The organism is Azospirillum sp. OGB3 (assembly GCF_014192915.1).
Classification (GTDB): Bacteria; Pseudomonadota; Alphaproteobacteria; order Azospirillales; family Azospirillaceae; genus Azospirillum.
Window position 1 is genome coordinate 153048 of the sequence record NZ_JACHYN010000009.1, and the last position, 25246, is coordinate 178293.

The following is a 25246-nucleotide window of genomic DNA, read 5'->3' on the forward strand; positions in this document are numbered from 1 at the left end:
GCGCGCCGCGGCGGTGAGGGGGCTTTGAGCAGCACGATCGAGCGATATCTGCTGGCCGAGAAAGCCGGCTCCGAAGGCGTCTGGGACTGGGACCTTCGCAACGATACGATGTTCCTGTCTCCCCGCTTCAAGGAGTTTCTTGGCCTGCCGCCGGGCGACGTCAATCGCCCGGAAGATTGGCTCGACCGCGTCCACCCGGACGACATCGACTGGCTCTACGCGTCCTTCGAAGGCCAGATGGTCGGCGTCTCGCTGCCTTTCCAGATCGAACACCGTGTCCGCCACGGCGAAGCCGGCTTATCGCCGGACGATGGCGACTCCGGCTGGCGCTGGCTGGTCTGCCGGGGCATGGCGGTGCCCGACGAGTCAGGCGACCCGGTCCGCCTCGTCGGGTCCGTCGCCGACATCACCGACCGCAAGCACGCCGAACGCCAGCTGCGCAAGAGCGAGGAGCGCTACGCGCTTGCCGCCGCGGCCAGCAACGACGGCTTGTGGGACTGGGACCTCGGCGCCGGAACCATCTATTACTCGCCGCGCTGGCTGTCGCTTCTTGGGCTTGAGGAAGGCGTGGTCGGCAGCAGCCCCGATGAATGGATGGGACGCGTCCATCCCGACGACCGCCCGTCGCTGCGCGAGACTCTGGACGCCCTGGGCAGCGACAACACCGTGTTCCAGATCGAATACCGCGTGCGCCACGCCGATGGCGGCATCCGCTGGATGGCCTGCCGCGGCATCGCGGTGCTGGATGCCCACGGTCGCCCGGTGCGGCTGGTCGGCAGCCAGGCCGACGTCACCGACCGCAAGACCGCCGAGCAGCGCCTGCTGCAGAGCGAGGAGCGCTACGCGCTGGCCGCCGCCGGGGCCAACGACGGGCTGTGGGACTGGCGGCTGGACGCGGACGAGGTTTACTACTCCCCGCGCTGGGCGGCCATGCTCGGCTTCGCCGTGGACAGCCTGTCCAACCGGATCGGCGAATGGTTCGACCGGGTGCATCCCGACGACCTGGCTGGTCTGCGCACCGCCATCGATCTGCATTTGACGGGCGAGCGCGAGCATCTCCAGCACGTCTTCCGCATCCGCGCCGCCGATGGCGACGAGCTGTGGATGCTGGTCCGCGGCCTCGCCGTTCGCGACGGGTCGGGCCGGTCGGTACGAATCGCCGGCTCGATGACCGACATCACCGCCCAGAAGCGGGCGGAGCAGCAGCTTCTGTTCGACGCCTTCCACGACGGCATGACCGGGCTGCCCAACCGCACCCTGCTGCTGGACCGCATCGGGCAGGCGCTGGACCGCAACCGGCGGGCCGGCGGCAAGGCCTTCGCCGTCATCTTCGTCGACCTCGACCGCTTCAAGTCGATCAACGACGCGCTGGGCTCCAGCGTCGGCGACCGGCTGCTGAAGACCATCGCGGAGCGGCTGGACGACACCCGCCGCATGGGCGACACGCTGGCCCGCCTGTCGGCGGACGAGTTCGCCATGCTGCTCGACGGCATCGACGACGTGGGCGACGCCCTGTCGGCGGCGGAGCGCATGGGCGAAGCCGTCGCGCGGCCGCTGGCGCTGGACGGCCACGAGTTGGTGCTGTCCGCCTCCATCGGCATCGCGCTCAGCGTCTCCGGCTACGACCGGGCGGAGGAGATGCTGCGCGACGCAAGCCTCGCCATGTACCGCGCCAAATCGGGCGGGCGGGCGCGCGTCGACGTGTTCGACAGCAACCTGCGCCGCCAGGCGATGGCCCAGATGCGCACGGAAACCGACCTGCGCACGGCGTTGGAGCAGAATCAGCTCGTCCTCTACTACCAGCCGATCGTCGCCCTGTCCTCGGGCCACATCGCCGGGTTCGAGGCGCTGATGCGCTGGAAGCATCCCGAGCGCGGGCTGGTCCCGCCGGGCGAGTTCATTCCGCTGGCCGAGGAGTCGGGCCTGATCGTCCCAATGGGCCGCTGGGCGCTGCGCGAGGCAGCGCGCCAGCTCGGCCGGTGGCAGGCCCGCTTCCCCCGCCCCACCCCGCTGTTCATGAGCGTGAACGTCTCCTCCCGTCAGTTCAGCGACGACGACCTGATCGGGCTGGTCAGCGACGTGCTGCAGGAGAGCGGGGTGCCACCCTCCAGCCTCAAGCTGGAGATCACGGAAAGCCTGTTGATGAAGGACCCCGCCAAGTGCCGGGTGCTGATGCAGGGCATCCGCGACATGGACGTGCGCCTGTCCATCGACGATTTCGGCACCGGCTATTCGTCGCTGTCCTACCTGCACAAGTTCCCGGCCGACACGCTGAAGATCGACCGCAGCTTCGTCCAGGCCATCTCGTCAGGCGAAGGCAATGCCGCCATCGTGCAGGTGATCGCCACGCTGGCCGCCATCCTGGGCATGGAGGCGGTGGCCGAAGGCGTGGAGACCGAGATGGAGTCGGAGTTCCTGCGCGACATCATGTGCAAGTACGCCCAGGGCTATCTCTACGCCCGCCCGGCCCCGGCCGACGCCATCGAGGCTCTGCTGGTCCGCGAGGCGGAGGAACCGCTGGTCCTTCCCAGCCTGGCGTAGAACGTCGCTTCTCCCAATCCCTCCCCCATCCAACGGACACTTTCCCCGGCACCGCCCTTTGTGCGAGTGTCCGCGCTCTTTCACCGGGACAGATCAGGATTTCGCGTTATGGCCGACCGCAACTGCGGAGAATGCACGCTGTGCTGCAAGCTGATGGGCGTGCCCGAACTGAAGAAGCCGTCGGCCAAATGGTGCGTGTCCTGCGACCAGGGCAAGGGCTGCACCGTTTATGAGGAGCGTCCGCAGTCCTGCCGGAACTTCCAATGCTTCTGGTTGATGGACGAGAACTTCCCCGACGAGTTCCGGCCCGACCGCATCCACGCCCTGGCCGCCTTCAACGACGTCAAGGACAGCTGCGTCCTCCACGTCGATCCGGCCAACCCGCGCGCCATGTCCAGCCCGAAGGTCAACGCCCTGATCGACGCGCTTCTCAAGAGCTACGCCAAGGTGTTCGTGCTGTCCGGCAAGGAAAGCGCGCTGATCCAGCGCTGAGGCGGGTTACGCCCCGCCGCCCCCTCCGCCGCCGCGGAAGTTGAGCAGGCTCGGCGCCTTGTCGATGATCTCCTCCAGGATCAGGGAGGCGGTCTCCAGATCGCGCTCCAGGTCCGCGCCGAGCTTGCCGGCGTAGTTGGGGCGCTTCAGCTTCTCGTGGGCGTCGTGCAGGCTGCGCAGCTCCGCCACGAAGATCTCGCGGGCGCCCATCGGCAGGATCGGGTTGGCCGACAGCACGAAGAAGAAGCGCATGCTGGCCCGCACCAGAAGGGCCAGCATCACCGTGTCCAGCCGCTCGAACTGGTCGCGCAGGTCGTCGGAGCGGGTGTCCACGAGGTTGCGCAGCCGCTGCTCGATCAGGATGACCAGCGCCTGGAACTCGCCGACCTTGTCGCGGAACTCGCGGTAGGCGCCGAAGCTGTGCTTGCTCGCCTCATGCTCGGCAAGCTGGGCGAGCTTCGACGCTTCCCGGCACTGGCGCTCCAGCGCGGACAGCAGTTCCTTGACCTCGGCGCGGGTGTATTGGCGCTTGCTCATGACGGCGGAAAGACCCTTCGACGCGACGGCCTGCCCTATAGCACGAAGACCGGCGCCGGTCACCGGAACGCTTCACCGGAACGCTTCGCCGCCACGAAGGGACGGCGCCGAAGCGTCAGTGATCCGCCGCCGCCGGCTTGCCGCCGGGACGCCGCACCAGCGGCATCAGCAGGAGCCCGGCGAAGAACACCCCGGCCATCAGCAGCAGGCAGTCGTTGAAGGTCAGCACCATCGCCTCGCGCTCGACCATGCGGGCCAGCGTCTTCATGGCGGCGGCCTGCGGGTCGGCGACCAGCCCGTCGAACTTGGCCGCCAGCCCGTCCAGCGTCTCCTGCACCAGCGGGCGGGCGAGGTTCAGGTTGTCGCCCAGCCGGTTCATGTGCAGGGCCGACCGCTCCAGCAGCACGGTGTTGATCGCCGCCAGACCGATGGCGCCGCCCAGGTTGCGCATCAGGTTGTAGAGGCCCGACGCGTTCTTGAGCTGCTCCGGCGGCAGGGTGCCGAGCGCGATCGTGTTCACGGGGATGAAGCACAGCATCAGCGACAGGCCGCGCACCGCCTGCGGCAGGAACAGCTCCCAGAAGCCGGACTGGTTGGTCAGGTGGGCGTTCAGCCAGACGCCCGTCCCGAACAGGCACAGCCCCATCGCCAGCATCACCCGCAGGTCGAGCTTCTTCGACAGCGCGCCGGCGATCGGCGCGGACAGGAACTGGAAGGCGCCGGTCACGAACATGATCGTGCCGATCTGCAGACTGTTCAGCCCGCGCACCCGCGCCAGGAACAGCGGTTGCAGGTAGACGGCCCCGTAGAGCCCGATGCCGATGATGAAGCTGTAGAGCGAGCCGATGGCGAAGTTGCGGTCCAGGAAGGCGCGCAGCTCGACGATCGGGTTGCCGTAGGTCAGGACCCGCCAGAAGAAGCCGACGGCGGCCACCGCGGCGACCACGGCGAAGATCGCCACATACTCGTCCTGGAACCAGTCCTGGCGCGGGCCTTCCTCGACCACGAACTCCAGGCTGCCGAGGAAGGCGGCCATCAGCCCCAGCCCGATGAAGTCGAAGCCCTTGCGCAGCGCCGGGTTGGGTTTGTCCACGTCGACCAGCGTCCACACCAGCGCGGTCACGGCGATGCCCGGCAGCACGTTGGCCAGGAACAGCCAGTGCCAGGAGAAGCTCTGGGTCAGCCAGCCGCCAAGGGTCGGGCCCAGCGTCGGCGCCATGGTGGCGACCAGCCCGATCATCACCGACACGCCGGCGCGCTTCTCCGGCGGGAACAGGGAGAAGCTGGTGGCGAAGACGGTCGGGATCATCGCGCCGCCGATGAAGCCCTGAAGCGCCCGCCACACGATCATCGATTCGATGCTGGAAGTGAAGGCGCAGGCGACGCTGGTCAGGGTGAAGCCGGCGGCGGCGATGGTGAACAGCACGCGGGTGGAGAGAATCCGCGCCAGCATGCCGGACAGCGGGATCATCACCACCTCGGCGATGAGGTAGGAGGTCTGCACCCACGAAATCTCGTCGGCGCTGGCCGCGAGGCCCGCCTGGATCTCCGACAGGGAACTGGAAACGATCTGGATGTCCAGGATCGCCATGAACATGCCGACGACCATGGACAGGAAGCCCAGCCAGTCGCGGGTGGTCACCGGGCGCGGTCCCGCCGCGGGTGGGGAAGACGGAGCCGCCGCGCCCCGGCCCGCGGGGGGCGGGGGAGTTTGGAGCCGGGACGCGGCGGTCTCTCCGCCCGCGTCCGCCGGGGGATTGGCGTCGCGGGCGGTGGGCGTGTCGTCGTTGGTGATGGCGGTCATGGTCGCCCTCTCCAGGACGAAAACGGTTGGAAAGAAAGCGGTTTCCGATGATCGGCGCGGTTACTTCGACGCGACCGTCCGGCCGGGGATCAGCGCGCCCATGACGGTGCCCGCGTTGTGCGGCTGGTCCTCGGCGCCGCGGGTGTCCACCTCGGCGACCACCGACAGGCCGGGGCGCAGCAGGCCGGACAGCGCGCTGTCACGCGGCAGGGCGATGCGCACGGGCACGCGCTGGACGATCTTGGTGAAGTTGCCGGTCGCGTTCTCCGGCGGCAGCAGGCTGAACTGCGAGCCCGACGCCGGGGCGAAGCTCTCCACCCGGCCGAGCAGATGCTTGTCCGGATAGGCGTCGATCTCCACCGTCACCGGCTGGCCGGGGCGCATGCGGGCGAGCTGCGTCTCCTTGAAGTTGGCGACCACATAGACGTCGGGCAGCGGCACCAGCGAGAGAAGCTGCACGCCCGGACGCGCGTACTGGCCGACCTGGACGCCGCGGTTGCCGACCACCCCGTCCACCGGGGCGCGGATGACCGTGTTGTTCAGATCGTTGCGCGCGGTCTGCAAGGCGGCCTCCGCCTGGCGCAAGCGGGCGTCGGTCTCGCTGCGGCTGGCGTTCAGCACGCCGACCTGATCCTGCTCCGCGACCAACGCGGCGCGGCTGCGGGCGGTCTCCGCCGTCGCCTTGCGCAGGTCGGCGTCGGCCGTCTCGAACTTCTGGCGGCTGGCCCAGCTGTCGCTGGCCAGTGCGCGGGTGCGGTCGAAATCTTGCTGGGCGCGGCGCTGCTCGGCCTCGGCGCTGGCGACCGAGGCGGCGGCCTGATCGATGATCGCCTTCTGGAGTTGCAGCTTGCTGTCGATGGTGCCGAGCGCCGCCTTCTGCGCGGCGACGTTGGCCTCGGCCTCCGCGACCTTGGCGAGGAAGTCCTGGTCGTCCAGCACCGCCAGCACGTCGCCCGCAACGACCTGCTGGTTCTCCGCCACCCGGACGTCCCGCACATAGGCGGAGACCTTGGGGCTCACCACCGTGATGTCGCTGTGGACATAGGCGTTGTCGGTCGACTCGAAAAAGCGGCCTTCGGTCCACCACTCCCAGCCGGCGTAACCGCCACCAGCCAGCGCCGCCACCGCCACACCCGACAGAACGATCTTCCGCACGGCCTTCATCGTGATCCAACCCACCCGTTTCGGTTCTTTGCCCGGTATGATCCGGCTTGCCGCCGCTCCGCCGGAACTGAACCGTTCAGTTTAGTCTTGCGAAAAGATGATCGCGGGCCTACCTGTTGTCAAGAGTGAACTGAACGGTCTAGTTTTAACGTTTGGGATTGTGGTTGAATGCGGAACACGCTACGGCAGCGGGGACTCGGCGCACGAAGTCCCGCAAGCACCGCCGGCACCGTGGTAAAACAGGACGCAGGGCCGGTTTCAGGACACCCGGCTTCAGGACATGAGGAACGCATGAGCACGCTGGTCGCCCCCACCCCGGAGGCAGGATCGAAGCCCGCGCAGATCCTGGAGGCCGCCGGAAAGCTGTTCCTGGACCATGGCTACGGCGCCGTCAGCATGGACGCCATCGCCAAGACGGCCAACGTGTCCAAGGCGACGCTCTACGCCCATTTCGGCAGCAAGGACGAGCTGTTCCGCGTCATGGTCGCCCGCGAATGCAAGGGTCAGGCGATGGCCGCCGTCTGCGACGAGGCGCGCGCGCTCGACATGGCCGACGGGCTGCGCCTGATCGCCCGCCATTTCGTCACGCTGATCCTGTCGCCGCAAGCGCTGGCCGGCTACCGCGTGGTCGTCGGCGAGGCGCACCGCTTCCCCGAGCTGGCGAGCGCCTTCTACGAGGCCGGCCCGGCCCGCACCATGGAGCACATCAGCGCCTTCATGACCGACCTCGACCGCCGCGGCCTGCTGCGCATCCCCGATCCGCAGCTCGCGGCGGAGCAGTTCGTCGGCCTCGTCAAGTCGCACACGCACCTGCGCTTCATGCTGTGCCTGTCCGAACGCCCGACCGAGGAGCAGCTGACCCGGATCGTCGACGGCGCGGTCTCCCTGATCATCCGGGGCTACGCGCCATAACGGAACTGCGGTCAGCGACCGCCGTCGAAGGTGATCATGACCTCCAGCACCCCGGCGGCGTCCGCCTGGACATCGCGGAAGGTGGCGATCTCACCGGGAAGGATCTGCGGCGGCACCGGCTCGACGGTCCAGTTCCGCAACGGCTGACGGTCGGCGCCCAGCGCGGTGACCCGCAGCGCCGGCACCGTGCGCAGCGTCTCGGAGACGTTGACGATCTGCCCCTCCACCAGCAAAGCGGCCCTGCCGTCCTCGGCCTTCTGTTCCGAGCGGACGTTCTGAAGCTGGAGGCCGGTGCCCGGCGGCTCCACCGGCAGGCCGACCGTCTCGTAGAACAGGGCGGCGGCGGGCCACAGCCGCACCACGGTGGCGCGGCCGAGATAGCCGGCGGCGCCGATGGCCAGCAGAACCGTCACGAAGGCCCCCCAACCGACCAGCGCCCGGCGCCGCGCGCCGGGGTCCGCCGCAGGCTTGGCAGCCGCCTTCATCTTGGAGGACGGCGTCTTGGAGGATGGCGGCGGGACCGGATGGAACTCGGTCACCGCGTCGGGAGGAAAAGCGGCTTCATCCTGCGGCGACTGCCACCACATGTGGCCGCATTGGGCGCAACGCACCTTCCGGCCCTGCGGACCAACCGCCGAATCGGCAAGAGTGTACCGTGTGTCGCAGGCCGGGCAGGTGATGATCATAGATGCCGATCGTTGTCACCGAATTTGCAGACTGTCCTTATAGGTAGTCATGAGGTGTGAAGCAAGGAACGCACGGGCGCCGTGCGCGGCCGCTCCAACCAGGGCAATGGGCGCGGCAAGGCGGACAGCGGTGGACGCGCCGGCCCCTGCCGGTGCATTGTCCATCCGCGCACCCGGCGGGACGCCGCCGGGGCCTTCCGTTGCGCCTTTGGTGGGACCGTGATCCGTTTCGAGAATGTGGGACTGCGCTATGGCACCGGACCGGAGGTGCTGCGCGACATCAGCTTCACCCTGCCGCCCGGCTCGTTCCACTTCATGACGGGGGCGAGCGGGGCCGGCAAGTCGTCGCTGCTCAAGCTGATGTATCTGGCGCTCCGCCCGTCGCGCGGGCTGGTCACCCTGTTCGGCAAGGACATGGCCCGGGTCAAGCGCACCGACCTGCCGGCGCTGCGCCGTCAGATCGGCGTGGTGTTCCAGGACTTCGCCCTGCTCGACCATCTCTCGGCGCTCGACAACGTCGCCCTGCCGCTGCGCATGGGCGGTGCCCGCGAATCGGACGTGGTCGAGCACTGCACGGAGATCCTGCGCTGGGTCGGGCTTGGCAACCACCTGAATTCCCTGCCCTCCACCCTATCGGGCGGTCAGCAGCAGCGCGTCGCCATCGCCCGCGCGGTCATCAACCGCCCGCGCCTGCTGCTGGCGGACGAGCCGACCGGCAACGTGGACGACGGCATCGGCATGCGCCTCCTGTACCTGTTCGAGGAGCTTCACAAGCTGGGCACCACCGTGGTCATCGCCTCGCACAACGAGGCGCTGATCCGCCGTTTCGAACACCCGCGCCTGATGCTGGAGAACGGGCGCCTGCACGTCCTGCCGGCGCACGCCTCGCGCTGGGCGTGACGCGGAGGGAAGGAGACACGCCATGGCCCTGCCGCCGCTGACCCGCCGCAACTCCGACCTGCCGCTGGCCAAGGACCCGACCTCGCGCTTCCTGATGTGGCTGACCGCGCTGATGGTCTATCTGGCGGCGCTGGCGCTCGCCGGGGCACTGCTCGTCTCCGACATGACCCGGCGCTGGGACAGCGGCCTGGCCGGCGGGCTGACCGTGCAGGTCATGCCGCTGCCCGACAGCGCCCAGGCCGCCCCGCTGGACGAGCGGACGGAGGCGGCGCTGACCGTCCTGCGCGCCACCCCCGGCATCGCGACCGCCAGCCTCCTGTCCAGCGGCGACGTGGGCCGGCTTCTCGAACCCTGGCTGGGCAAGGAGGCCGCAGACCCGCTGCTGCCGATGCCGCGGCTGATCGACGTGATGACCAACGGGCCGGTGGACACGGCGGCGCTGGCGTCGCGCCTGACCTCCACCGCCCCCGGCGCCACGCTGGACGACCACGCGGTGTGGCTGGCCGACCTGCGCCGCTTCGCCGGGGCGATGCATTTGGCGGCGCTCGGCATCGTCGCGCTGATCGGCGGGGCGGGCGTGATGGCTGTGATCTTCGCGGTGCGCTCCGGCCTTGCCATCCACCGCCATGTGGTGGAGCTGCTGCACCTGATGGGAGCCACCGACCGCTATGTGGCACGGCAGTTCGAATCGCACGTCATCGGCCTGACCCTGCGAGGCGGCACGACCGGGCTGCTGCTGGCCGCCGGCACGCTGGGCGGGATCGGCCATGCCGCCGCCGGTCTCCATGCCAGCCTGCTGCCGGACCTCGCCACCTCGCCCTGGTGGGCCGTCGGCGCGCTGGCCGCCGTCCCGCTGGCCGCCTGCCTGCTGGCCGCGCTGACCGCGCGCTGGACGGTGCTGCGCACGCTGGAGTCGATGCCGTGACCGCGTTCCCGACCCGCCCGTCCGGAGGCTGAGGGATGGCCCACTCGCGGCGCGCCCGGGTCCTGCGGGTTTTCCGACGGCTGCTGCTGCTGGCGATGCTCGGCGGGCTGGCGTGGCTCGGCGGGCTGTTCTGGTTCGCCGCGTCGATCCCCCGCACCCCGCCGCCGCCCGGCAGCGCCGAGGCCACCCGCAACACCGACGCCATCGTCGTGCTGACCGGCGGCAGCGGCCGGCTGAGCACCGGTCTGGAGCTGCTGGCCGACGGGCGGGCGCACCGGCTGTTCGTCTCCGGAGTCTACGAGGGGCTGGAGGTGCAGGAGCTTCTGAAGCGTTCCCGCCAGTTCCCCGGCGAGATGGAATGCTGCATCACCCTCGGCTATTCGGCGGACAGCACGATCGGCAACGCCTACGAGACGGCGGATTGGCTGCGTGCGCAGGGCTACGGCTCGATGCGGCTGGTCACCGCCAATTACCACATGATGCGCAGCCTGCTGGAGTTCCGCATGGTGATCCCGGAGATCGAGGTGGTGCCCCACCCCGTCGCCTCCCCCAACGTGCATCTCAACGACTGGTGGCTGTGGCCGGGCACGGCGAATCTGCTGATGACCGAATACAACAAGTACATTGTGACGCGGCTTCGCTACACGCTTGAGAAGCTGATCGAATCCTGACAAGTTCCCGGCCATGATCTTCCTGCGCTCCCTCGCCTTCAACGTCGCCTTCTATGTGTGGACGGCGGTCATCTGCGTCGGCATCCTGTGGACGCTGCTGCTGCCGCGGCCGAGCATGATCCGCGTCGTCACGTGGTATTTCGGCACCGTCTCGTGGCTGGAGCGCACGCTCGCCGGCATCCGCTACGAGGTGCGCGGGCGGGAGCATGTACCCCAGAGCGGGTCCTTCCTGCTGGCCGCCAAGCACCAGTCGGCCTGGGAGACGATGAAGCTGCACTTCCTCGTCAACGACCCGGCGATCATCCTGAAGCGCGAGCTTCTGTGGATTCCCATCTGGGGCTGGTACGCCGCGAAGGCCAAAATGATCGCCGTCGACCGCGGGGCCAAGGGCCGCGCCGTCGCCTCGATGGTCCGCAACGCCCGTCCGGTGCGGGACGAGGGGCGGCCCATCGTGATCTTCCCGCAGGGCACGCGGGTCGCCGTCGGCGCCTACCGCCCCTACCGGATCGGCGTCGGCGTGCTCTACGACAACCTCGACATCCCCATCGTGCCGATGGCGCTGAACGCCGGCCTCTACTGGGCGCGCAACAGCTTCATCAAGCGGCCCGGCACCATCATCGTGGAATTCCTGCCCCCCATCCCGCCGGGTCTGGGCCGCGCCAAGGCCATGAAGGAGCTGGAGGAGCGGCTGGAGGCGGCCACCGACCGGCTGGTCGTCGCCGCGGGAGGCCCGGCCACCGTGCGGCCCAAGACGACGGACACGGTCGCCGCCCCGGTCACGGAAACCGCCTCCTGATGCGCCGCGCCGCGGCCATCGCCATCCTCGCGGGGCTCGCCCTGGCGTTGGCGCTGGCGATGCCGATGGCGTCGGACGCGCAAGCCCAGTCGCAGCCGAGCGCGGAGCGCTTTTCCAACGCCGCGGTGGCCAAGGGCGTCACCATCTCCCGCCAAGCCTGCGCCGCCCTGGAAGCGCAGGAGAGTGCCGCCTGGGTCGAGGTGGACGGGCGCGGGGAATGCCTGCGCTACTACGCGGCGGGACTGCGCCCCGCCCCCGGGCCCAACCCCATCGCCGCGGCCTGGATGCACGGCGACATCATGGGGACCAAGCCGACCTCCGTCGGCCACCAGGAAGGGCTGGGCGTCGCCGCCATGATCGACCAGGAGCGCGCCCTGGCGGAGCGGTTCGGCATCCCCTTCCTGTTCCTCGCCCGGCCCGGCGCCTATGGCAGCTCCGGCCGCTTCTGGACGACGCGCCACACGCCGCGCGAGGCGGCCCTGATGAACGCGTTGCTCGACGTCCTGAAAGCCCGCTACGGAGTGACGGAGTGGGCCCTGGGCGGGCACAGCGCCGGCGGCACGCTGACCGCCGAGTTCCTCGCCCGCCGAAACGACCTGCGCTGCGCGGTCATCTCCTCCGGCGCGCCCGCCTATCGGGCTTATCTGGAGGCGCGCGGGCTCCAGAGGGTGCTGGCCCGCCCGCAGGGCTGGTTCGACCCCGCCGAATCCCTCGACCGCATCCCGCGTGATCCCAAACGCCGCGTCTTCGTCATCGGCGACCCGCGCGAGACCAACATACCGTTCGACACCCAGCGCGGCTATTTCGACGCCCTGGCGGCGCGCGGGCACGCGGCGTGGCTGGTGCCGCTGGAACGGGCGCCTGCCCCCCGCCACCACAGCCTCGTGGACTTCGGCGAAACCGCTCTCGGCCTGTGCGGGTCCGGCGCCGACACCGGACGGATCCTGGCGACGCTCAAGGCCATGCCGGACCAGAAGAACCGCATCAGCAACTGACCGACGGAACGCAAGAGGAACGGCCGGGTTGACCCCCGGAAGGGCGCCCCCTACTCTCCGGGCATCATTGTCGGCGGCCCGGCGTTTCGGACCGGCCGCCCGCGAAAGGGGAGGACGCATGCCGGGGATCGCCACCATATCCCAGCGGATCTGGGACATGAAGTACCGCTTCAAGTCCGCCGCGGGCGATCCCGTCGACCAGACCGTCGCCGACACCTGGCGCCGCGTCGCCACGGCGCTCGCCGCGCCGGAGGCCGATCCGCAGGTCTGGGCGCCGCGCTTCGAGCGGGCGCTGTCAAGCTTCGAATTCCTGCCCGCCGGGCGCATCCTGGCCGGGGCCGGCACGGGACGGGCGGTGACGCTGTTCAACTGCTTCGTCATGGGGCGGATCGAGGACGACCTCGGCGCCATCTTCGCCCATCTGCGCGAAGCGGCGCTGACCATGCAGCAGGGCGGCGGCATCGGCTACGACTTCTCCACCCTGCGGCCCAAGGGCGCCTTCGTGAAGGGTGTGGGCGCCGACGCTTCCGGCCCGCTGTCCTTCATGGACGTGTGGGACAGCATGTGCCGCACCATCATGTCGGCGGGCGCCCGGCGCGGCGCGATGATGGCGACCTTGCGCTGCGACCATCCCGACATCGAGGACTTCATCGACGCCAAGCGCGAGCCCGGCCGGCTGCGCATGTTCAACCTGTCGGTCCTGGTCACCGACGCCTTCATGGACGCCGTTCGGGAGGACCGGCCCTGGCCGCTGGTCTTCGACGGACAGGTCCACCGCGAGGTGCGGGCCCGCGGCCTGTGGGACCGCATCATGCAGGCCACCTACGCCTATGCGGAGCCGGGCGTCATCTTCATCGACCGGGTGAACGGTCGGAACAACCTGAGCTATTGCGAATCCATCTCCGCCACCAACCCCTGCGGGGAGCAGCCGCTGCCCCCCTACGGGGCCTGCCTGCTCGGCTCGATCAACCTCGCCGCCCTGGTGATCGGCCCGTTCGAGGAGACGGCCCGGCTCGACACCGACCGGCTGAAGGAACTGACGGCGCTCGCCGTGCGGATGATGGACAATGTGGTGGACGCCTCGCGCTTCCCGCTGGAGCCGCAGGCCCAGGAGGCCCACGCCAAGCGCCGCATCGGGCTGGGCGTCACCGGGCTGGCCGACGCGCTGATCCTCTGCCGCACGCGCTACGGCGGCGAGGCGGCGGTGGCGCTGACCGAATCCTGGCTGAGGACGATCCGCAACGAGGCCTACCGCGCCTCCGCCCGGTTGGCCGCGGAGAAGGGCGCCTTCCCGCTCTTCGACCGCGACGCCTATCTGGACGCCCCGATGGTGCGCGGACTGGACGAGGACGTGCGCGCTCTGATCGCCGAGCACGGCATCCGCAACGCGCTGCTCACCTCCATCGCGCCGACCGGCACGATCTCGCTGTTCGCCGACAACGTGTCGTCGGGGATCGAGCCGGTCTTCTCCTACAGCTACGAGCGCGCCGTTCTGATGCCCGACGGCACCCGCCGGACGGAGGAGGTGAGCGACCACGCCTATCGCCTGTTCCGTGCGCGCTTCGGGAACGAGGCCCCCCTGCCCGACTATTTCGTGGACGCCCAGTCCCTGACCCCGGCGGAGCATGTGGTGATGCAGGCCGCCGCCCAGCGCCATGTGGACAGCTCCATCTCCAAGACCATCAACTGCCCGGAGGATCTGCCCTTCGACGCCTTCAAGGACGTCTATTGGCAGGCCTTCGAGCTGGGCTGCAAGGGCTGCACCACCTACCGCCCGAACGCGGTCACCGGCTCCGTCCTGTCGGTCAAGAAGGAGGGTGCGGCCTCGCCCGCTCCCCGGCCCCCTTCCCCGGCCCAAGGGGCGGGCGCCTTGGCGGCCAAGCCGCCAGACCGTCCGGAAACCCTGCCGGGAGAGACCTACAAGGTGCGCTGGCCGGACAGCGACCACGCCATGTACATCACCATCAACGACATCGTGGAGAACGGGCGGCGCCGGCCTTTCGAGGTCTTCATCAACTCCAAGAACATGGAGCATTACGCCTGGACCGTGGCGCTGACGCGGATGATCTCCGCGGTGTTCCGCCGCGGCGGCGAGGTCGGCTTCGTCGTGGAGGAGTTGAAGGCGGTCTTCGACCCGCGCGGCGGCGCCTGGATGCAGGGCCGTTACGTCCCGTCGCTGCTCGCCGCCATCGGGGACGTGATCGAACGGCATCTGAAGGCCATCGGCATGCTGCCCGAGGATGGGGCGGCCGGCGGGACGCTGGCGGCGGCCCCGCCCGGCGGGATGGAGACGGCCGGCCTTCCGCAATGCCCGAAATGCGGCCAGCCCGGCCTGATCCGGCAGGAAGGCTGCGACAGCTGCCTGAATTGCGGCTATTCCAAATGCGGCCCCTGAGGGCGGACCGGTGACGCCGCGGCCGGTCCAAGCATGAACCAGGATTTCGAAAGGGGGCTTCCATGAACGACGCGACACGGACCATGCTCAGCGACGGCGTGGCGCGTTGGGGCGCCTTCATCGAGGCGAACGCGTCCTGGGCGGAGGCGATCCTGTTCCTGTGCGCCTTCGCGGAGTCGCTGGCCTTCGTCGGGCTGGTCGTGCCGGGCGTCGTGCTGCTCACCGCTGGGGGCGCGCTGGTCGCCTCCGGCGTCCTCGGCTTCTGGCAGGTCTACGCCGCCATCGCGCTGGGCGCCATCCTGGGTGACGCCCTGTCCTATTGGCTCGGCCGGCTGTTCGGCCATCATGTGCCGCATGTCTGGCCGTTCCGCCGGCGGCCGGAGTTCCTGGAACGGAGCAACCGCTTCTTCCTGCGCCATGGCGGCAAGAGCGTCTTCCTGGCGCGCTTCCTGGGGCCGCTGCGCCCGGTCGTTCCGCTCACCGCCGGAATGATGGCGATGCCCCACCACCGTTTCCAGGTCGCCAACCTGGCGTCCGCGGTCATCTGGGCGCCGCTGATGATGGCGCCCGGCATCGCCATGGCGAAGGGGGTCGGCCTCGACGAACTGCTCACCGGGGGCATGGCGAAGCCCGCGGTGTCGCGGAGCGTGGAGGATGGTCCCTGCGTGCCGGCGCCGCCGATTTCCGGCGAGCCGGCGCGCTGCTGACGGGCGCCCCGAGGCCGAAGCTGGATCACTCCCCGACGCGGAGGATCACCTTGCCCCGGCCATGGCCCGAATCGAGCCGCTCGTGCGCCTTGGCGACCTCCTCGAGCGGCAGGACGGCGTCCACGACGACCTTGGCCTGCCCGCGCTCGAACAACGGCGCCATCTCGCGCAGCCGGGCGCCTTCGCGCGTCAGGAAGGTGCCGAACAGCGTCTGGTTCTTGGTGTAGAGGGCGCTCAGGTCGCCGGTCGGGTCGAGAATCGTGGCGATCCGGCCAAAGGGCCGGGTGACCTGGGTGCTCAAGGGCACGTTGCCGCCGGCCGTGTCGAAGGCGGCGTCGACCCCGCGCCCGGCGGTCTCGCCGATGATCCGCTCCGCCGCGTCGGCGTCGCGGTAGTCGACCGCCACGTCCGCGCCAAGGTCGCGCAGAGCCGCGTGGTTGGCCGCGCTGGCGGTCGCGATCACGCGGGCGCCCGCCGCCTTGGCGAACTGGATGGCGAAGGAGCCGACTCCGCCGGCGCCGCCATGGATCAGCACCGTCTCGCCCGGCCGCACCGCCAGACGCCGCACGATCGCCTCCCAGGCCGTGCCGCCCGCCAGCGGGATCCCGGCCGCCTCGATGTGGCTGAGGTTCTCCGGCTTGCGCGCGACGATGGCGGCGGACGCGACGGTGTACTCGGCGTAGCTGCCCTTGGGATTGCCGAAGATTTCCGGCGTGTAGAACACCGCGTCCCCGATCGCGAAGCCGGTGACTCCCGGCCCCAGCGCCTCGATGACGCCGGAGACGTCATAGCCCAGCACGGCCGGAAACGGGATGTTCGCCCAGGCGCCGGCCTGCCGGATCTTGGCGTCGACCGGGTTGGTCCCGGAAGCGACGACCCGCACCAGAACCTCGCCGGGGCCGGCCTCCGGACGCTCGATGTCCCGGCGCTCGAACACATCCGGGCCGCCGAACCGTGTGATGACCATCGCGCGCATGGGGTCCTCCTTCGTTTCGCGATGAGCCATGTGGATCGCGGCCGGCCGCCATCAAGAGGAGGCCTGGCCGCGCCGGTCAGCCGCCGGACGGCCGTTCGATGCCGGGCACGCCCGTGATGGCGTCGGCCAGGAACTCCACCAGCAGCCGGACCCGCGCGATGCCGGCCCGCTCCGGCACGATCAGCATGTTGAGCGGCACGGAGGGCGGCGCATGGTCCGGCAGGAGAATCTCAAGGCGGCCGTCGGCGAGCAGGTCGTCCACCAGCCAGACATGGGCCGGGCCGATGCCGCGGCCGGCAAGATAGGCTTCGCGCGCGGCGAGCCCGTGATCGACGCGCAAACGCCCGCCGAGGGACACGGCGTGGAGGGCACCGTCCGGTCCTTCGAGCGTCAGCCGCTCGCTTCCCGCGATGTTCGACATGCGGACACCGTCGAACCCGGCAAGGTCGCCGGGTGTCGTCGGCCGGCCGTGCCGTTCCAGACAGGCCGGCGCCCCGACGAGCACGCGCCGGCTGAGTCCGAGCGCCCGCCGCTTCAGGGTGCTGTCGGCGAGCGGGCCGAGGCGGATGGCGAGGTCTACGCCGTCGCGCACGAGGTCGATGCGCTCGTCGGTCAGGCCGAGATCGACGGCGATCTCCGGATGGCGGTCCTGGAAGGCGAAGATCAGCCGGCTGATGTGCCGGACGCCCAGCGCCGCGGTGCAGGACACGCGCACCGTCCCGGCCGAGGCGCGGCCGGTGGCGCGCGCCTCGTCACCGGCCTGTTCGACAAGGCGCAGGATCTGGACGGCGTTGGCGTAGTAGCGCTCGCCCTCCGCCGTCAGCGCGACGCGCCGCGTGGTGCGGCTGAACAGCGCGACCCCGAGCGCCTCCTCCAGTTCGCGGATGTGCCGGGTGACGCTGGACTGGCCGATGACCATCTCGCGCGCCACCGCCGACAGGCTTCCCCGCTCGGCGACGCGGACGAAGGTCCGCATGCGGTCCAGCGTGACGTTAGAGGGCGATTGATCCATTTTACGGCAATATCCTATCCATACCCCCTGTCTACCGGATCAATCACTATCCGCCTAGCTTGAGTCGCACGTGCTTCAAGCGAACAGGTGCCTGCGATGAATGTGCTGATCGTCTTCGCCCATCCCGACCCCCGCTCCCTCAACGCCGCCCTGCGCGATGCCGCCGTCGCGGAACTGGAGGCGCAGGGCCATACGGTGCGGGTTTCCGACCTCTACGCCATGAACTGGAAGACCGCGGTGGACCACGCCGACTTCCCCAGCCTCGGCGAGGGGGAGCGCCTGAAGGTGGCCGCCGCCTCCGGCGCCGCCTTCGCGGCCGACGCGCTGACCGACGATGTGAAGGCCGAGCAGGAGAAGCTGCTGTGGGCCGACGCGCTGATCCTGCAATTCCCGCTCTGGTGGTTCACCATGCCGGCGATCCTCAAGGGCTGGGTTGACCGCGTCTACGCCTACGGCCTCGCCTATGGCGTCGGCGAGCACAGCGACCGCCGCTGGGGCGACCGCTACGGCGAGGGCCGCTTCGCCGGCAAGCGCGCCATGCTGGTGGTGACGACGGGCGGCTGGGCCGAGCATTACGCGCCGCGCGGCATCAACGGCCCGATCGACGACCTGCTGTTCCCGATCAACCACGGCATCCTGCATTACCCCGGCTACGACGTGCTGCCCCCCTTCGTCGCCTACCGGGTGGACCGCTTCGACGAGACCGGCTTCGCGCAGGCGGCGGAGGGCTTGCGGGAGCGGATGCGGACGCTGGAGACGACAACGCCGATCCCTTTCCGCCGTCAGAACGGCGGCGACTATGCGATCCCCAGCCTCGAACTCCGCCCGGAACTGGAAGTCCCCGGCGCGTCCGGCTTCGCCCTGCACCGGACTGCGTGAGCGCTACAGCCGGATCAGCACGACGCCGAGGATCAGGGAGGCCGCACCGGCCAGCCGGGTCGGGCTTATCGGCTGCTGCGGCAGGCCGAGCAGACCGACATGGTCGAAGGCGAGCGAGCCGAGCATCTGGCCGACCACGATCAGCGCCAGCACCGTGGCCGCCCCCAGGCGGGGCACCATCAGGATGGCCGTCCCAATGAACAGCGCGCCGAACAGCCCGCCGGTCCAGGTCACCCACGACCCCACCCCGCTCACCGCTTCGGCAAGGCGGGGGCCGGGTGCGAGGAGTGCCACCGCCAGCATCGCCAGCATGCCGACGACGTAGCTGACGAACCCCGCCCACCAGGGCGAGCCGAGGTCGGCGCGCAGGTTGGCGTTCAGGACCTGCTGCAACGCGACGCTGATCCCGGCGCCGATCACCAGGAGATACGAGACGGCGGACAGTGCGGTGGACATGCCATGCTCCCAAGAGTGCCTGTGGGCGCGCCGCCGGATCGTGTCCGTGCGGCGCTCTCGGGCGGATGGGTAGCAGGCGGAGCGGCGGCGGTCTGGTACGAATGTGACCTACCCGGCCCGGTAGCGGCCCGGAGTCACGCCGAAGGCGCGGCGGAAGCAGCGGCCGAGATGGCTCTGGTCGGCAAAGCCGGTGTCCGCCGCGACCGCCGCGACCGGCTCCCCCGCACGGAGCAGACCCCGCGCCTCGTTCAGCCGCTCCTGAAGCCCGAAGGCGTGCGGCGGCACGCCACGCTCCTTGCGGAAGCGGCGAGAATAACCCTCGCGGCTCATCCCGGCGCGGTCGGCCGCAGCGGCGACGCCGTCCCACGCTCCGCACCCACCAAGCTCCATCGTGGGGGTCAGCCCGGTGCCCAAGGAACGGCGGTGCTCCTCGGCGGTCCGCGTCAGGTCGGCCCAGCCCAGCCCGCCCGCCCGCCGCCAGTGCCGGGCCAGCGCGGCGATCAGTTCCGCAGCGGCGTACAGGCCGGACGGCGTGTAGAGGTTGACGCAGACGACCTCGTCCGCTCCGCACAGCGAGCGGTGCGGCGTTCCCGCCGGAATGTGCAGCCCCTCACCGGGGCCGGCCTCGCACAGTTCGCCCGCGATGACGAAGCGCCGGCGCCCGGCGAGGACGAAGGTCAGCTGATCCTCGCGATGGAAATGCACCGGCAAGGCCACGTCGTGCCCGCGCACCGTCCCCAGCTCGACGATGCCGCCGCCGGCCGGGCGCCAGTAGTCCCAGACGTGCCGGGGATGGCCGGCGGAGGTCGGCATCGCCGGAAGCGGCAGCGGCGTCATGACGGCGGTCCTTCCCATCGAACGGGTTCCGGATTGCGATTTTCGCACGGCACCGATCAGGACTCCATCGCACCGCACATCCTGTGGCATAAGAGCCCCCGCCACGCCATGGGAACAACGCCGCAGGAACGCAGCCGCACATGATCCGCTTCGACAACATCAGCAAGCAGAATGGTCACCGAATCCTCTTCCTCGAAGCATCGGCGGCGTTGAACCGGGGCGAAAAGATCGGGCTGGTCGGTCCCAACGGGGCGGGCAAGACGACGTTGTTCCGCATGATCACCGGCGAGGATTTGCCGGACACCGGTCAGGTGGCGATCGAGAAGCAGGCGACCATCGGCTACTTCAACCAGGACGTCGGCGAGATGTCCGGCCGCTCCGCCGTCGCCGAGGTGATGGACGGCGCCGGCCCGGTCAGCGCCGTCGCCGCGGAGCTGGCCGAGCTGGAAGCCGCCATGGCCGACCCCGACCGCGCCGACGAGATGGACGCCATCATCGAGCGCTACGGCGAGGTCCAGGCCCGCTTCGACGAGCTGGGCGGCTACGAGCTGGAGGGCAAGGCGCGCGAGGTGCTGGCCGGCCTCAGCTTCAGCCAGGAGATGATGGACATGGACGTCGGCATGCTGTCCGGCGGCTGGAAGATGCGCGTGGCGCTGGCCCGCATCCTGCTGATGCGGCCCGAGGTCATGCTGCTCGACGAACCGAGCAACCATCTGGACATCGAAAGCCTGATCTGGCTGGAAGGCTTCCTGAAGGGCTTCGAGGGCGCCCTGCTGATGACCTCGCACGACCGCGAGTTCATGAACCGCATCGTCAACAAGATCATCGAGATCGACAGCGGGTCGCTGACCAGCTACTCCGGCGACTACGGCTTCTACGAGCGCCAGCGGGCGCTGCGCGAGAAGCAGCAGGAAGCCCAGTTCGAGCGTCAGCAGGCCATGCTGGCCAAGGAGCTGAAGTTCATCGAGCGCTTCAAGGCCCGCGCCTCGCACGCCAGCCAGGTCCAGAGCCGCGTCAAGAAGCTCGACAAGATCGAGCGGTTCGAGCCGCCGAAGCGCCGCCAGATCGTGACCTTCGACTTCCCACCGGCCCCGCGCTCCGGCGACGACGTCGCCGTGCTGAAGAACGTGCACAAGGGCTACGGCAGCCGGACCATCTACGAGGGGCTGGACCTGACGATCCGCCGCAAGGAGCGCTGGTGCGTCATGGGCGTCAACGGCGCCGGCAAATCGACGCTGCTGAAGCTGGTGGCCGGCGCGACCGAACCGGACAGCGGCACCGTCGCGGTCGGCGGCAGCGTGCGCATGGGCTATTTCTCCCAGCACGCCATGGACCTGCTCGACGGCGACAAGACCATCTTCGAATCGCTGGAGACCTCCTTTCCGCAGGCGAGCCAGGGGGCCCTGCGCGCACTCGCCGGCTGCTTCGGCTTTTCCGGCGACGACGTCGAGAAGAAGTGCCGCGTCCTGTCCGGCGGCGAGAAGGCCCGGCTGGTCATGGCGATCATGCTGTTCAACCCGCCCAACTTCCTGGTGCTGGACGAGCCGACCAACCACCTCGACCTCGACACCAAGCAGATGCTGATTTCGGCGCTCGGCGCCTATGAGGGCACGATGCTGTTCGTGTCGCACGACCGCCATTTCCTGGCCGCCCTGTCGAACCGGGTGCTGGAGCTGACGCCGGAGGGCATCCACCAGTATGGCGGCGGCTACACCGAATATGTGGCGAGCACCGGTCAGGAGGCGCCGGGCATCCACTGACAGAACTCTCTCCCCCTGGGGGCGGGCGTCCACACTGCGTGTGTTGCTGTGGTCCCGTTTGAGCGGCTCTTGGCGTCCTGTGGCCTTGGGACGGGGGACAGGAGGTGCTTCCGGGGCGGCATGGCGGGAGCCGGGGCGGAGAGTTCCGCCCGCCCTGCTTTCAGCGCATCCCCGCGGTGCGCGGGCCGGTCGATCCTGGCGATTGAGGGCACCGGTGGCGTGATCGCAGGGCGGCGAGGGTGCACGCCATGGAAATCCGGGGTCCGTCGTGACGCTCCGGGACTGGCTCAATGTCCGGGCGGCGAAGCGCGGCGTTGCTTGGCCGCACATCGCGCGAAGCCACGGGCCTGGGACGGGAGAGGGCAACCAGGAGCCGGACAAGACTGTTCCGATCCCCCCTCCCCGTCGCTTGACAAACTGTTATATCAGCGGTAACCGATACGTCTCTAAACCTTATGGTTTGGATGGGTATAGGTGGTTCGGGGCGTCGGAGGGAAGTCCATAACAATAAGCGTCCCGATCCACCTTCTCCCCCTCCGGATTGAGACTCCTACCGCAACCAGGCGGTCAGCGCCGTCAGCGCGCTCAGCACCAGCACATAGAGCGCCAGATCGAACAGCGGCGGGTGCCACACCCAACCGTAGAATCCCACCGCCCGCAGGCCGCGGCGCAGCAGGCCCGAGACGAACCAGGCCGCGATCGCCAGGATCAGCAGCGGGGGGATGAACAGCCCGTAGATGTCGATCTCGCCGATCATGCGGTCACCGGTTCGCGGAGCGATTCGCTGGAGGGGTCGGGGGCGGCGAAGGTCAGGTGCGGGAACAGCGCGCGGCGCAAGCCCGCCAGCGCGATCACCGCGCGGTCGCGCTCCGCCGACCGCGGCTCGGCCGACAGGTTGGACAGGGCGGCGTCCATCATCGGCAGGACCTCCGCCGGGGGCGTGCCGAGGCGGCGGCTGGACAGGCCGCGGAAATGCTGCCCGACCGCGCCCAGCAGCCGGGCCACATGGGGCGCCGCCGGGCCGCCCAGCGCGCGGCGGGCGCGCTGAAGCTCTGCCACGTTCAGACCGACGCGCAGGTCGTTCACCGCGTCCGCCGCCGCCAGATCCTGCTGCGGACCGGCCAGCGCCAGACGGGAGGAGAGCAGACCCACACGGTCGAGCATCCGGTTCTCGAAGCTGCCCACCGGAATGCCGGAACGGGCGGCGGTCATCGCCGCGATCTCGGTCCAGCCGGCGCGGAGCAGGCGCCGGGCGCTCCAGGCCGCGCCGACCGAGCGGCAGAGCTGGGTGACCAGCAGCGCCGTGGCGATGCCCACCACCTGCGCGACGTTGCTGTTCAGGAAGGAGGCGAAATCCCCCGTCCCGAGGTCGAGGAGGCTGAGCGAGCCGACCACCCCCATCAGCAGCGCCATCGCCTTGCCCATGGTCGCCGGCCGCGCCACGAAGACCCCCAGCGTCAGGAAGGTCGGGGCGAGACCGAGCACCAGCATGGGGAAGCTGTCGAAGGACGGCAGCACGACCAGCAGGTAGAAGGCGGCCAGCGGCACCGACAGCAGGGTGAAGACCAGGAACAGCCGGATGCCCGGTGCGGGATCGTCCAGCGAGGCGAAGAAGCAGCAGAAAACCGCCGTCATCATCGCCGCCGCCGATCCCGATGACCACCCCGTGCCGATCCAGAAGGCGCAGACCGCCGCGATCCCGAGAAGCGCCGCGAAGCCCGACCACAACGCCATGCCGGCGTCCAGATGGAAGACGTCGCGCGAGCGGCGGCGGGTCAGCGGGTCGAGGCGCTCCGGCAGGCTGCTCTTGCCGTCGCGGATGTGCGCCCGCAGGTCGCGGCAGTCCTGATGGATGTCGACCAGCGACCGCAGCCGGGTCAGCAGGTTGAGAAGCGTCGCCTCCTTCCAGCCGGTGTCCGCGCCGATGGCCGGGGACAGCCGGGCGATCTCCGCGCGCAGGCGGTCGGCGCCGCCCCCCTCGTCATCACCGGCCACCCAGCGGTCGAGATCGGCCAGCAGGGCGGAGACCTCGGCGGGCAGTTGGCCGCGCAGGGCGTCCAACCGATCCTCGATGCCGGCGGTCAGCGGCAGCAGATAGGCCATGCGGTCCTGCATCGCCCGCACCGCCCGCGTCATCCAGCGCACGTCGGACGTGTCGTAGGGCAGATGGGTCGCCATGACGCGCAGTTCGGTGATGTCGCGGGCCAGCTTCTGGCGCTCCTGCGCGTTGGCAGCGCCCTCCGGCGCCGTCTCGCGCGACAGGGCCTCGCGCGTCCAGCGCTCCGCGTCGCGCAGCGTGGCGTCCAGCCGGCCGAGCAGCGCCGGCCCGACGCTCTGCGGGAAGACCACGCTGTGCACCACGGTGGCGCAGAGGATGCCGATCAGGATCTCCTCGACGCGGGCCAGCCCGGTGTCGAAGATGGTCGACGGGTCGGTCACCGCGGGAAAGCCGATCAGGCCGATGGTGTAGCCGGCCAGCATGAACAGATAGCTGCGCGGCGTGCGGTCGAGCAGCGAGATGAACAGGCAGACCGCCACCCACAGCCCCAGCGCCAAGGTCAGCAGCTCCGGCGAATCGGCCAAAGCCGGCACCAGGGCGATGGCCCCGGCGCAGCCCAGCGCTGTCCCGGCGACGCGGAAGACCGCCTTCGACCGCACCGCCCCCGACAGCGGGCCGGAGACGATGTAGGCGGTCGCCATCGCCCAGAAGGGCCGCGGCAGTCCCATGGAGAAGGCGATGTAGAGCGCCGCCATGGCCGCCGCGAAGGCCTTGACCGAGAACAGCGCCTCGTTCAGCGAGACCAGCGTGAAGGCGGGAGTCTTCATTGCCCGGCCACCCGCTCGGCGGGCGCCCCCTGCTCGGTCTCCCGCACCACCTCGACGGTCACGGTGCGCCCGGCGACGAGGTCACGGGGGTCGGGCACCCGCTCCAGCGCGACGCGCACGGGAATGCGCTGGGCCAGACGGACCCAGTTGAAGGTCGGGTTGACGTTGGGCAGCAGGCCGGTGCCTTCGGTGCGGTCGCGGTCCACGATGGCGTGGGTCACGCTGTCCACCCGGCCGGTCAGCCGCTCCGGCTCGCCCATGATGGTGACGCGGACCGGGTCGCCGACGCGGATGCGCGGCAGCTTGGTCTCCTCGAAATAACCGACGACGTAGAAGGAATGGCGGTCGATCACCGCGACCACCGGCTGGCCCGCCGTCACGTAGTTGCCGGCCTTGAGCTGGAGGTTGGTGACGAAGCCGTCCACCGTCGCCCGCACCTCCGTGCGCTCCAGGTTGAAGCGGGCGAGGTCGAGCGCCGCCTCCATCTGGCGGGCGGCGGCGGCGGCCTTCGCCTGCGCGGCGGCGACCTCCTGCCGCTGGGCGGTGGAGACGACGTTGTTGCCGAGCTGCGCGTAGCGGTCGGCCTCGGCCTTGCGGAAGGACAGCTCGGCGCGCGCGCTCTCCAGGTTGGCCTCGGCCTGATCGACGGCGAGGCGGTAGCGGCTGGGGTCCACGACGAACAGGACGTCGCCCTTGCGAACCTCCTGGTTGTCGATGACCCGCACCTCGGTCACCAGACCGGCGACGTCGGAGGACACCTGCACCACGTCGGCCCGCACCCGCCCGTCGCGGGTCCAGGGTTCGTTCATGTAGTAGTCCCACAGCCACCAGCCGCCGCCGACGGCGCCCAGCGTGACGGCCAGCGTGACCGTGATCCGAATGAGGAGGGAGAAGAGTTTCACCGTGATTCGTCCTTGCGCTCCACCGGCGCGGCCGGGAGCGATCGTTCCGTGTCCCGCCGCTGCGGGACGCGCT

At 69.9% G+C, this 25246-nt stretch carries 23 protein-coding genes; 12 read left to right on the forward strand and 11 right to left on the reverse strand.

The features are described from left to right. Positions 1 to 24: 24 nt before the first annotated feature. Positions 25 to 2541 carry a bifunctional diguanylate cyclase/phosphodiesterase gene (locus FHW79_RS18740; RefSeq protein WP_183180346.1) on the forward strand — a complete coding sequence of 839 codons (2517 nt, stop codon included), beginning with the start codon at positions 25 to 27 and terminating at the stop codon, positions 2539 to 2541. Positions 2542 to 2649: 108 nt separating this feature from the next. Next, positions 2650 to 3033, forward strand: a complete 384-nt coding sequence (locus FHW79_RS18745) for a hypothetical protein (protein WP_183180347.1) — start codon at positions 2650 to 2652, stop codon at positions 3031 to 3033. 6 nt (positions 3034 to 3039) lie between these two features. Here the strand turns inward: FHW79_RS18745 and FHW79_RS18750 are convergent, their stop codons facing one another. The 3 genes from FHW79_RS18750 to FHW79_RS18760 all read right to left on the reverse strand — a co-directional run bounded on the left by FHW79_RS18750 (position 3040) and on the right by FHW79_RS18760 (position 6538). Next, complete coding sequence (locus FHW79_RS18750; protein WP_183180348.1) at positions 3040 to 3570, reverse strand: hypothetical protein; 531 nt, start codon at positions 3568 to 3570, stop codon at positions 3040 to 3042. Positions 3571 to 3685: 115 nt separating this feature from the next. Further along, positions 3686 to 5374, reverse strand: a complete 1689-nt coding sequence (locus tag FHW79_RS18755) for a DHA2 family efflux MFS transporter permease subunit (RefSeq protein WP_183180349.1) — start codon at positions 5372 to 5374, stop codon at positions 3686 to 3688. A gap of 60 nt (positions 5375 to 5434) precedes the next feature. Next, the gene (locus tag FHW79_RS18760) at positions 5435 to 6538 is read right to left on the reverse strand and encodes an HlyD family secretion protein (protein WP_183180350.1); all 1104 of its coding nucleotides are present in this window, start codon (positions 6536 to 6538) and stop codon (positions 5435 to 5437) included. 291 nt (positions 6539 to 6829) lie between these two features. Here FHW79_RS18760 and FHW79_RS18765 point away from each other — a divergent pair, with 291 nt between their 5' ends. Beyond that, the gene (locus FHW79_RS18765) at positions 6830 to 7450 is read left to right on the forward strand and encodes a TetR/AcrR family transcriptional regulator (RefSeq protein ID WP_183180351.1); all 621 of its coding nucleotides are present in this window, start codon (positions 6830 to 6832) and stop codon (positions 7448 to 7450) included. Between the two features lie 11 nt (positions 7451 to 7461). On the opposite strand, the gene FHW79_RS18770 is transcribed toward FHW79_RS18765, so the two are convergent. Continuing rightward, positions 7462 to 8136 (reverse strand): zinc-ribbon domain-containing protein, encoded by a 675-nt coding sequence (locus FHW79_RS18770; protein ID WP_183180352.1) that lies wholly within the window; start codon positions 8134 to 8136, stop codon positions 7462 to 7464. Between the two features lie 219 nt (positions 8137 to 8355). On the opposite strand from FHW79_RS18770, the gene ftsE reads away from it, so the two are divergent. The 7 genes from ftsE (at position 8356) to FHW79_RS18805 (ending at position 15525) form a co-directional block, all read left to right on the forward strand. Continuing rightward, positions 8356 to 9036, forward strand: coding sequence for a cell division ATP-binding protein FtsE (ftsE, locus tag FHW79_RS18775; RefSeq protein ID WP_014198283.1), 681 nt, complete (start codon positions 8356 to 8358; stop codon positions 9034 to 9036). A 22-nt stretch (positions 9037 to 9058) separates the two neighbouring features. Continuing rightward, positions 9059 to 9961: a hypothetical protein gene (locus tag FHW79_RS18780; protein ID WP_183180353.1), complete on the forward strand. Its 903-nt coding sequence runs from the start codon at positions 9059 to 9061 to the stop codon at positions 9959 to 9961. Positions 9962 to 9996: 35 nt separating this feature from the next. Further along, positions 9997 to 10632, forward strand: coding sequence for a YdcF family protein (locus tag FHW79_RS18785; protein WP_183180354.1), 636 nt, complete (start codon positions 9997 to 9999; stop codon positions 10630 to 10632). Positions 10633 to 10645: 13 nt separating this feature from the next. Next, positions 10646 to 11428, forward strand: coding sequence for a 1-acyl-sn-glycerol-3-phosphate acyltransferase (locus FHW79_RS18790; RefSeq protein WP_183180355.1), 783 nt, complete (start codon positions 10646 to 10648; stop codon positions 11426 to 11428). After that, the gene (locus tag FHW79_RS18795) at positions 11428 to 12423 is read left to right on the forward strand and encodes an alpha/beta hydrolase (RefSeq protein WP_183180356.1); all 996 of its coding nucleotides are present in this window, start codon (positions 11428 to 11430) and stop codon (positions 12421 to 12423) included. Before FHW79_RS18790 ends, FHW79_RS18795 begins: the two co-directional genes overlap by 1 nt. Before the next feature lie 118 nt (positions 12424 to 12541). Then, positions 12542 to 14818, forward strand: coding sequence for an adenosylcobalamin-dependent ribonucleoside-diphosphate reductase (locus FHW79_RS18800; RefSeq protein ID WP_183180357.1), 2277 nt, complete (start codon positions 12542 to 12544; stop codon positions 14816 to 14818). A 62-nt stretch (positions 14819 to 14880) separates the two neighbouring features. Next, a complete protein-coding gene (locus FHW79_RS18805) occupies positions 14881 to 15525 on the forward strand; it encodes a DedA family protein (protein ID WP_247884493.1) in 645 nt (214 codons plus the stop codon). Positions 15526 to 15550: 25 nt separating this feature from the next. On the opposite strand, the gene FHW79_RS18810 is transcribed toward FHW79_RS18805, so the two are convergent. Beyond that, positions 15551 to 16501, reverse strand: a complete 951-nt coding sequence (locus FHW79_RS18810) for a zinc-dependent alcohol dehydrogenase family protein (RefSeq protein WP_183180358.1) — start codon at positions 16499 to 16501, stop codon at positions 15551 to 15553. Between the two features lie 76 nt (positions 16502 to 16577). Next, the gene (locus tag FHW79_RS18815) at positions 16578 to 17513 is read right to left on the reverse strand and encodes a LysR family transcriptional regulator (protein WP_183180359.1); all 936 of its coding nucleotides are present in this window, start codon (positions 17511 to 17513) and stop codon (positions 16578 to 16580) included. A 96-nt stretch (positions 17514 to 17609) separates the two neighbouring features. Here FHW79_RS18815 and FHW79_RS18820 point away from each other — a divergent pair, with 96 nt between their 5' ends. Beyond that, positions 17610 to 18392, forward strand: a complete 783-nt coding sequence (locus FHW79_RS18820; RefSeq protein WP_183180360.1) for an NAD(P)H-dependent oxidoreductase — start codon at positions 17610 to 17612, stop codon at positions 18390 to 18392. A 3-nt stretch (positions 18393 to 18395) separates the two neighbouring features. Here the strand turns inward: FHW79_RS18820 and FHW79_RS18825 are convergent, their stop codons facing one another. Together FHW79_RS18825 and FHW79_RS18830 are read right to left on the reverse strand one after the other, a co-directional pair. Continuing rightward, positions 18396 to 18848 carry a DMT family transporter gene (locus FHW79_RS18825; protein ID WP_183180361.1) on the reverse strand — a complete coding sequence of 151 codons (453 nt, stop codon included), beginning with the start codon at positions 18846 to 18848 and terminating at the stop codon, positions 18396 to 18398. A 108-nt stretch (positions 18849 to 18956) separates the two neighbouring features. Continuing rightward, a complete protein-coding gene (locus FHW79_RS18830; RefSeq protein WP_247884494.1) occupies positions 18957 to 19685 on the reverse strand; it encodes an AraC family transcriptional regulator in 729 nt (242 codons plus the stop codon). A 140-nt stretch (positions 19686 to 19825) separates the two neighbouring features. Between FHW79_RS18830 and FHW79_RS18835 the strand changes: the two genes are divergently transcribed. After that, the gene (locus FHW79_RS18835) at positions 19826 to 21445 is read left to right on the forward strand and encodes an ABC-F family ATP-binding cassette domain-containing protein (protein ID WP_183180363.1); all 1620 of its coding nucleotides are present in this window, start codon (positions 19826 to 19828) and stop codon (positions 21443 to 21445) included. Positions 21446 to 21995: 550 nt separating this feature from the next. Here FHW79_RS18835 and FHW79_RS18840 read toward each other — a convergent pair. The 3 genes from FHW79_RS18840 to FHW79_RS18850 are packed head-to-tail and all read right to left on the reverse strand — an operon-like array spanning position 21996 to position 25173. Then, positions 21996 to 22202 carry a DUF1656 domain-containing protein gene (locus FHW79_RS18840; protein WP_014198238.1) on the reverse strand — a complete coding sequence of 69 codons (207 nt, stop codon included), beginning with the start codon at positions 22200 to 22202 and terminating at the stop codon, positions 21996 to 21998. Then, on the reverse strand, positions 22199 to 24271 hold the full coding sequence (locus FHW79_RS18845) for an FUSC family protein (protein WP_183180364.1): 2073 nt from the start codon (positions 24269 to 24271) through the stop codon (positions 22199 to 22201). The genes FHW79_RS18840 and FHW79_RS18845 overlap by 4 nt, the downstream gene beginning before the upstream one ends. After that, the gene (locus FHW79_RS18850) at positions 24268 to 25173 is read right to left on the reverse strand and encodes an HlyD family secretion protein (protein WP_183180365.1); all 906 of its coding nucleotides are present in this window, start codon (positions 25171 to 25173) and stop codon (positions 24268 to 24270) included. Before FHW79_RS18850 ends, FHW79_RS18845 begins: the two co-directional genes overlap by 4 nt. Positions 25174 to 25246 lie beyond the last annotated feature (73 nt).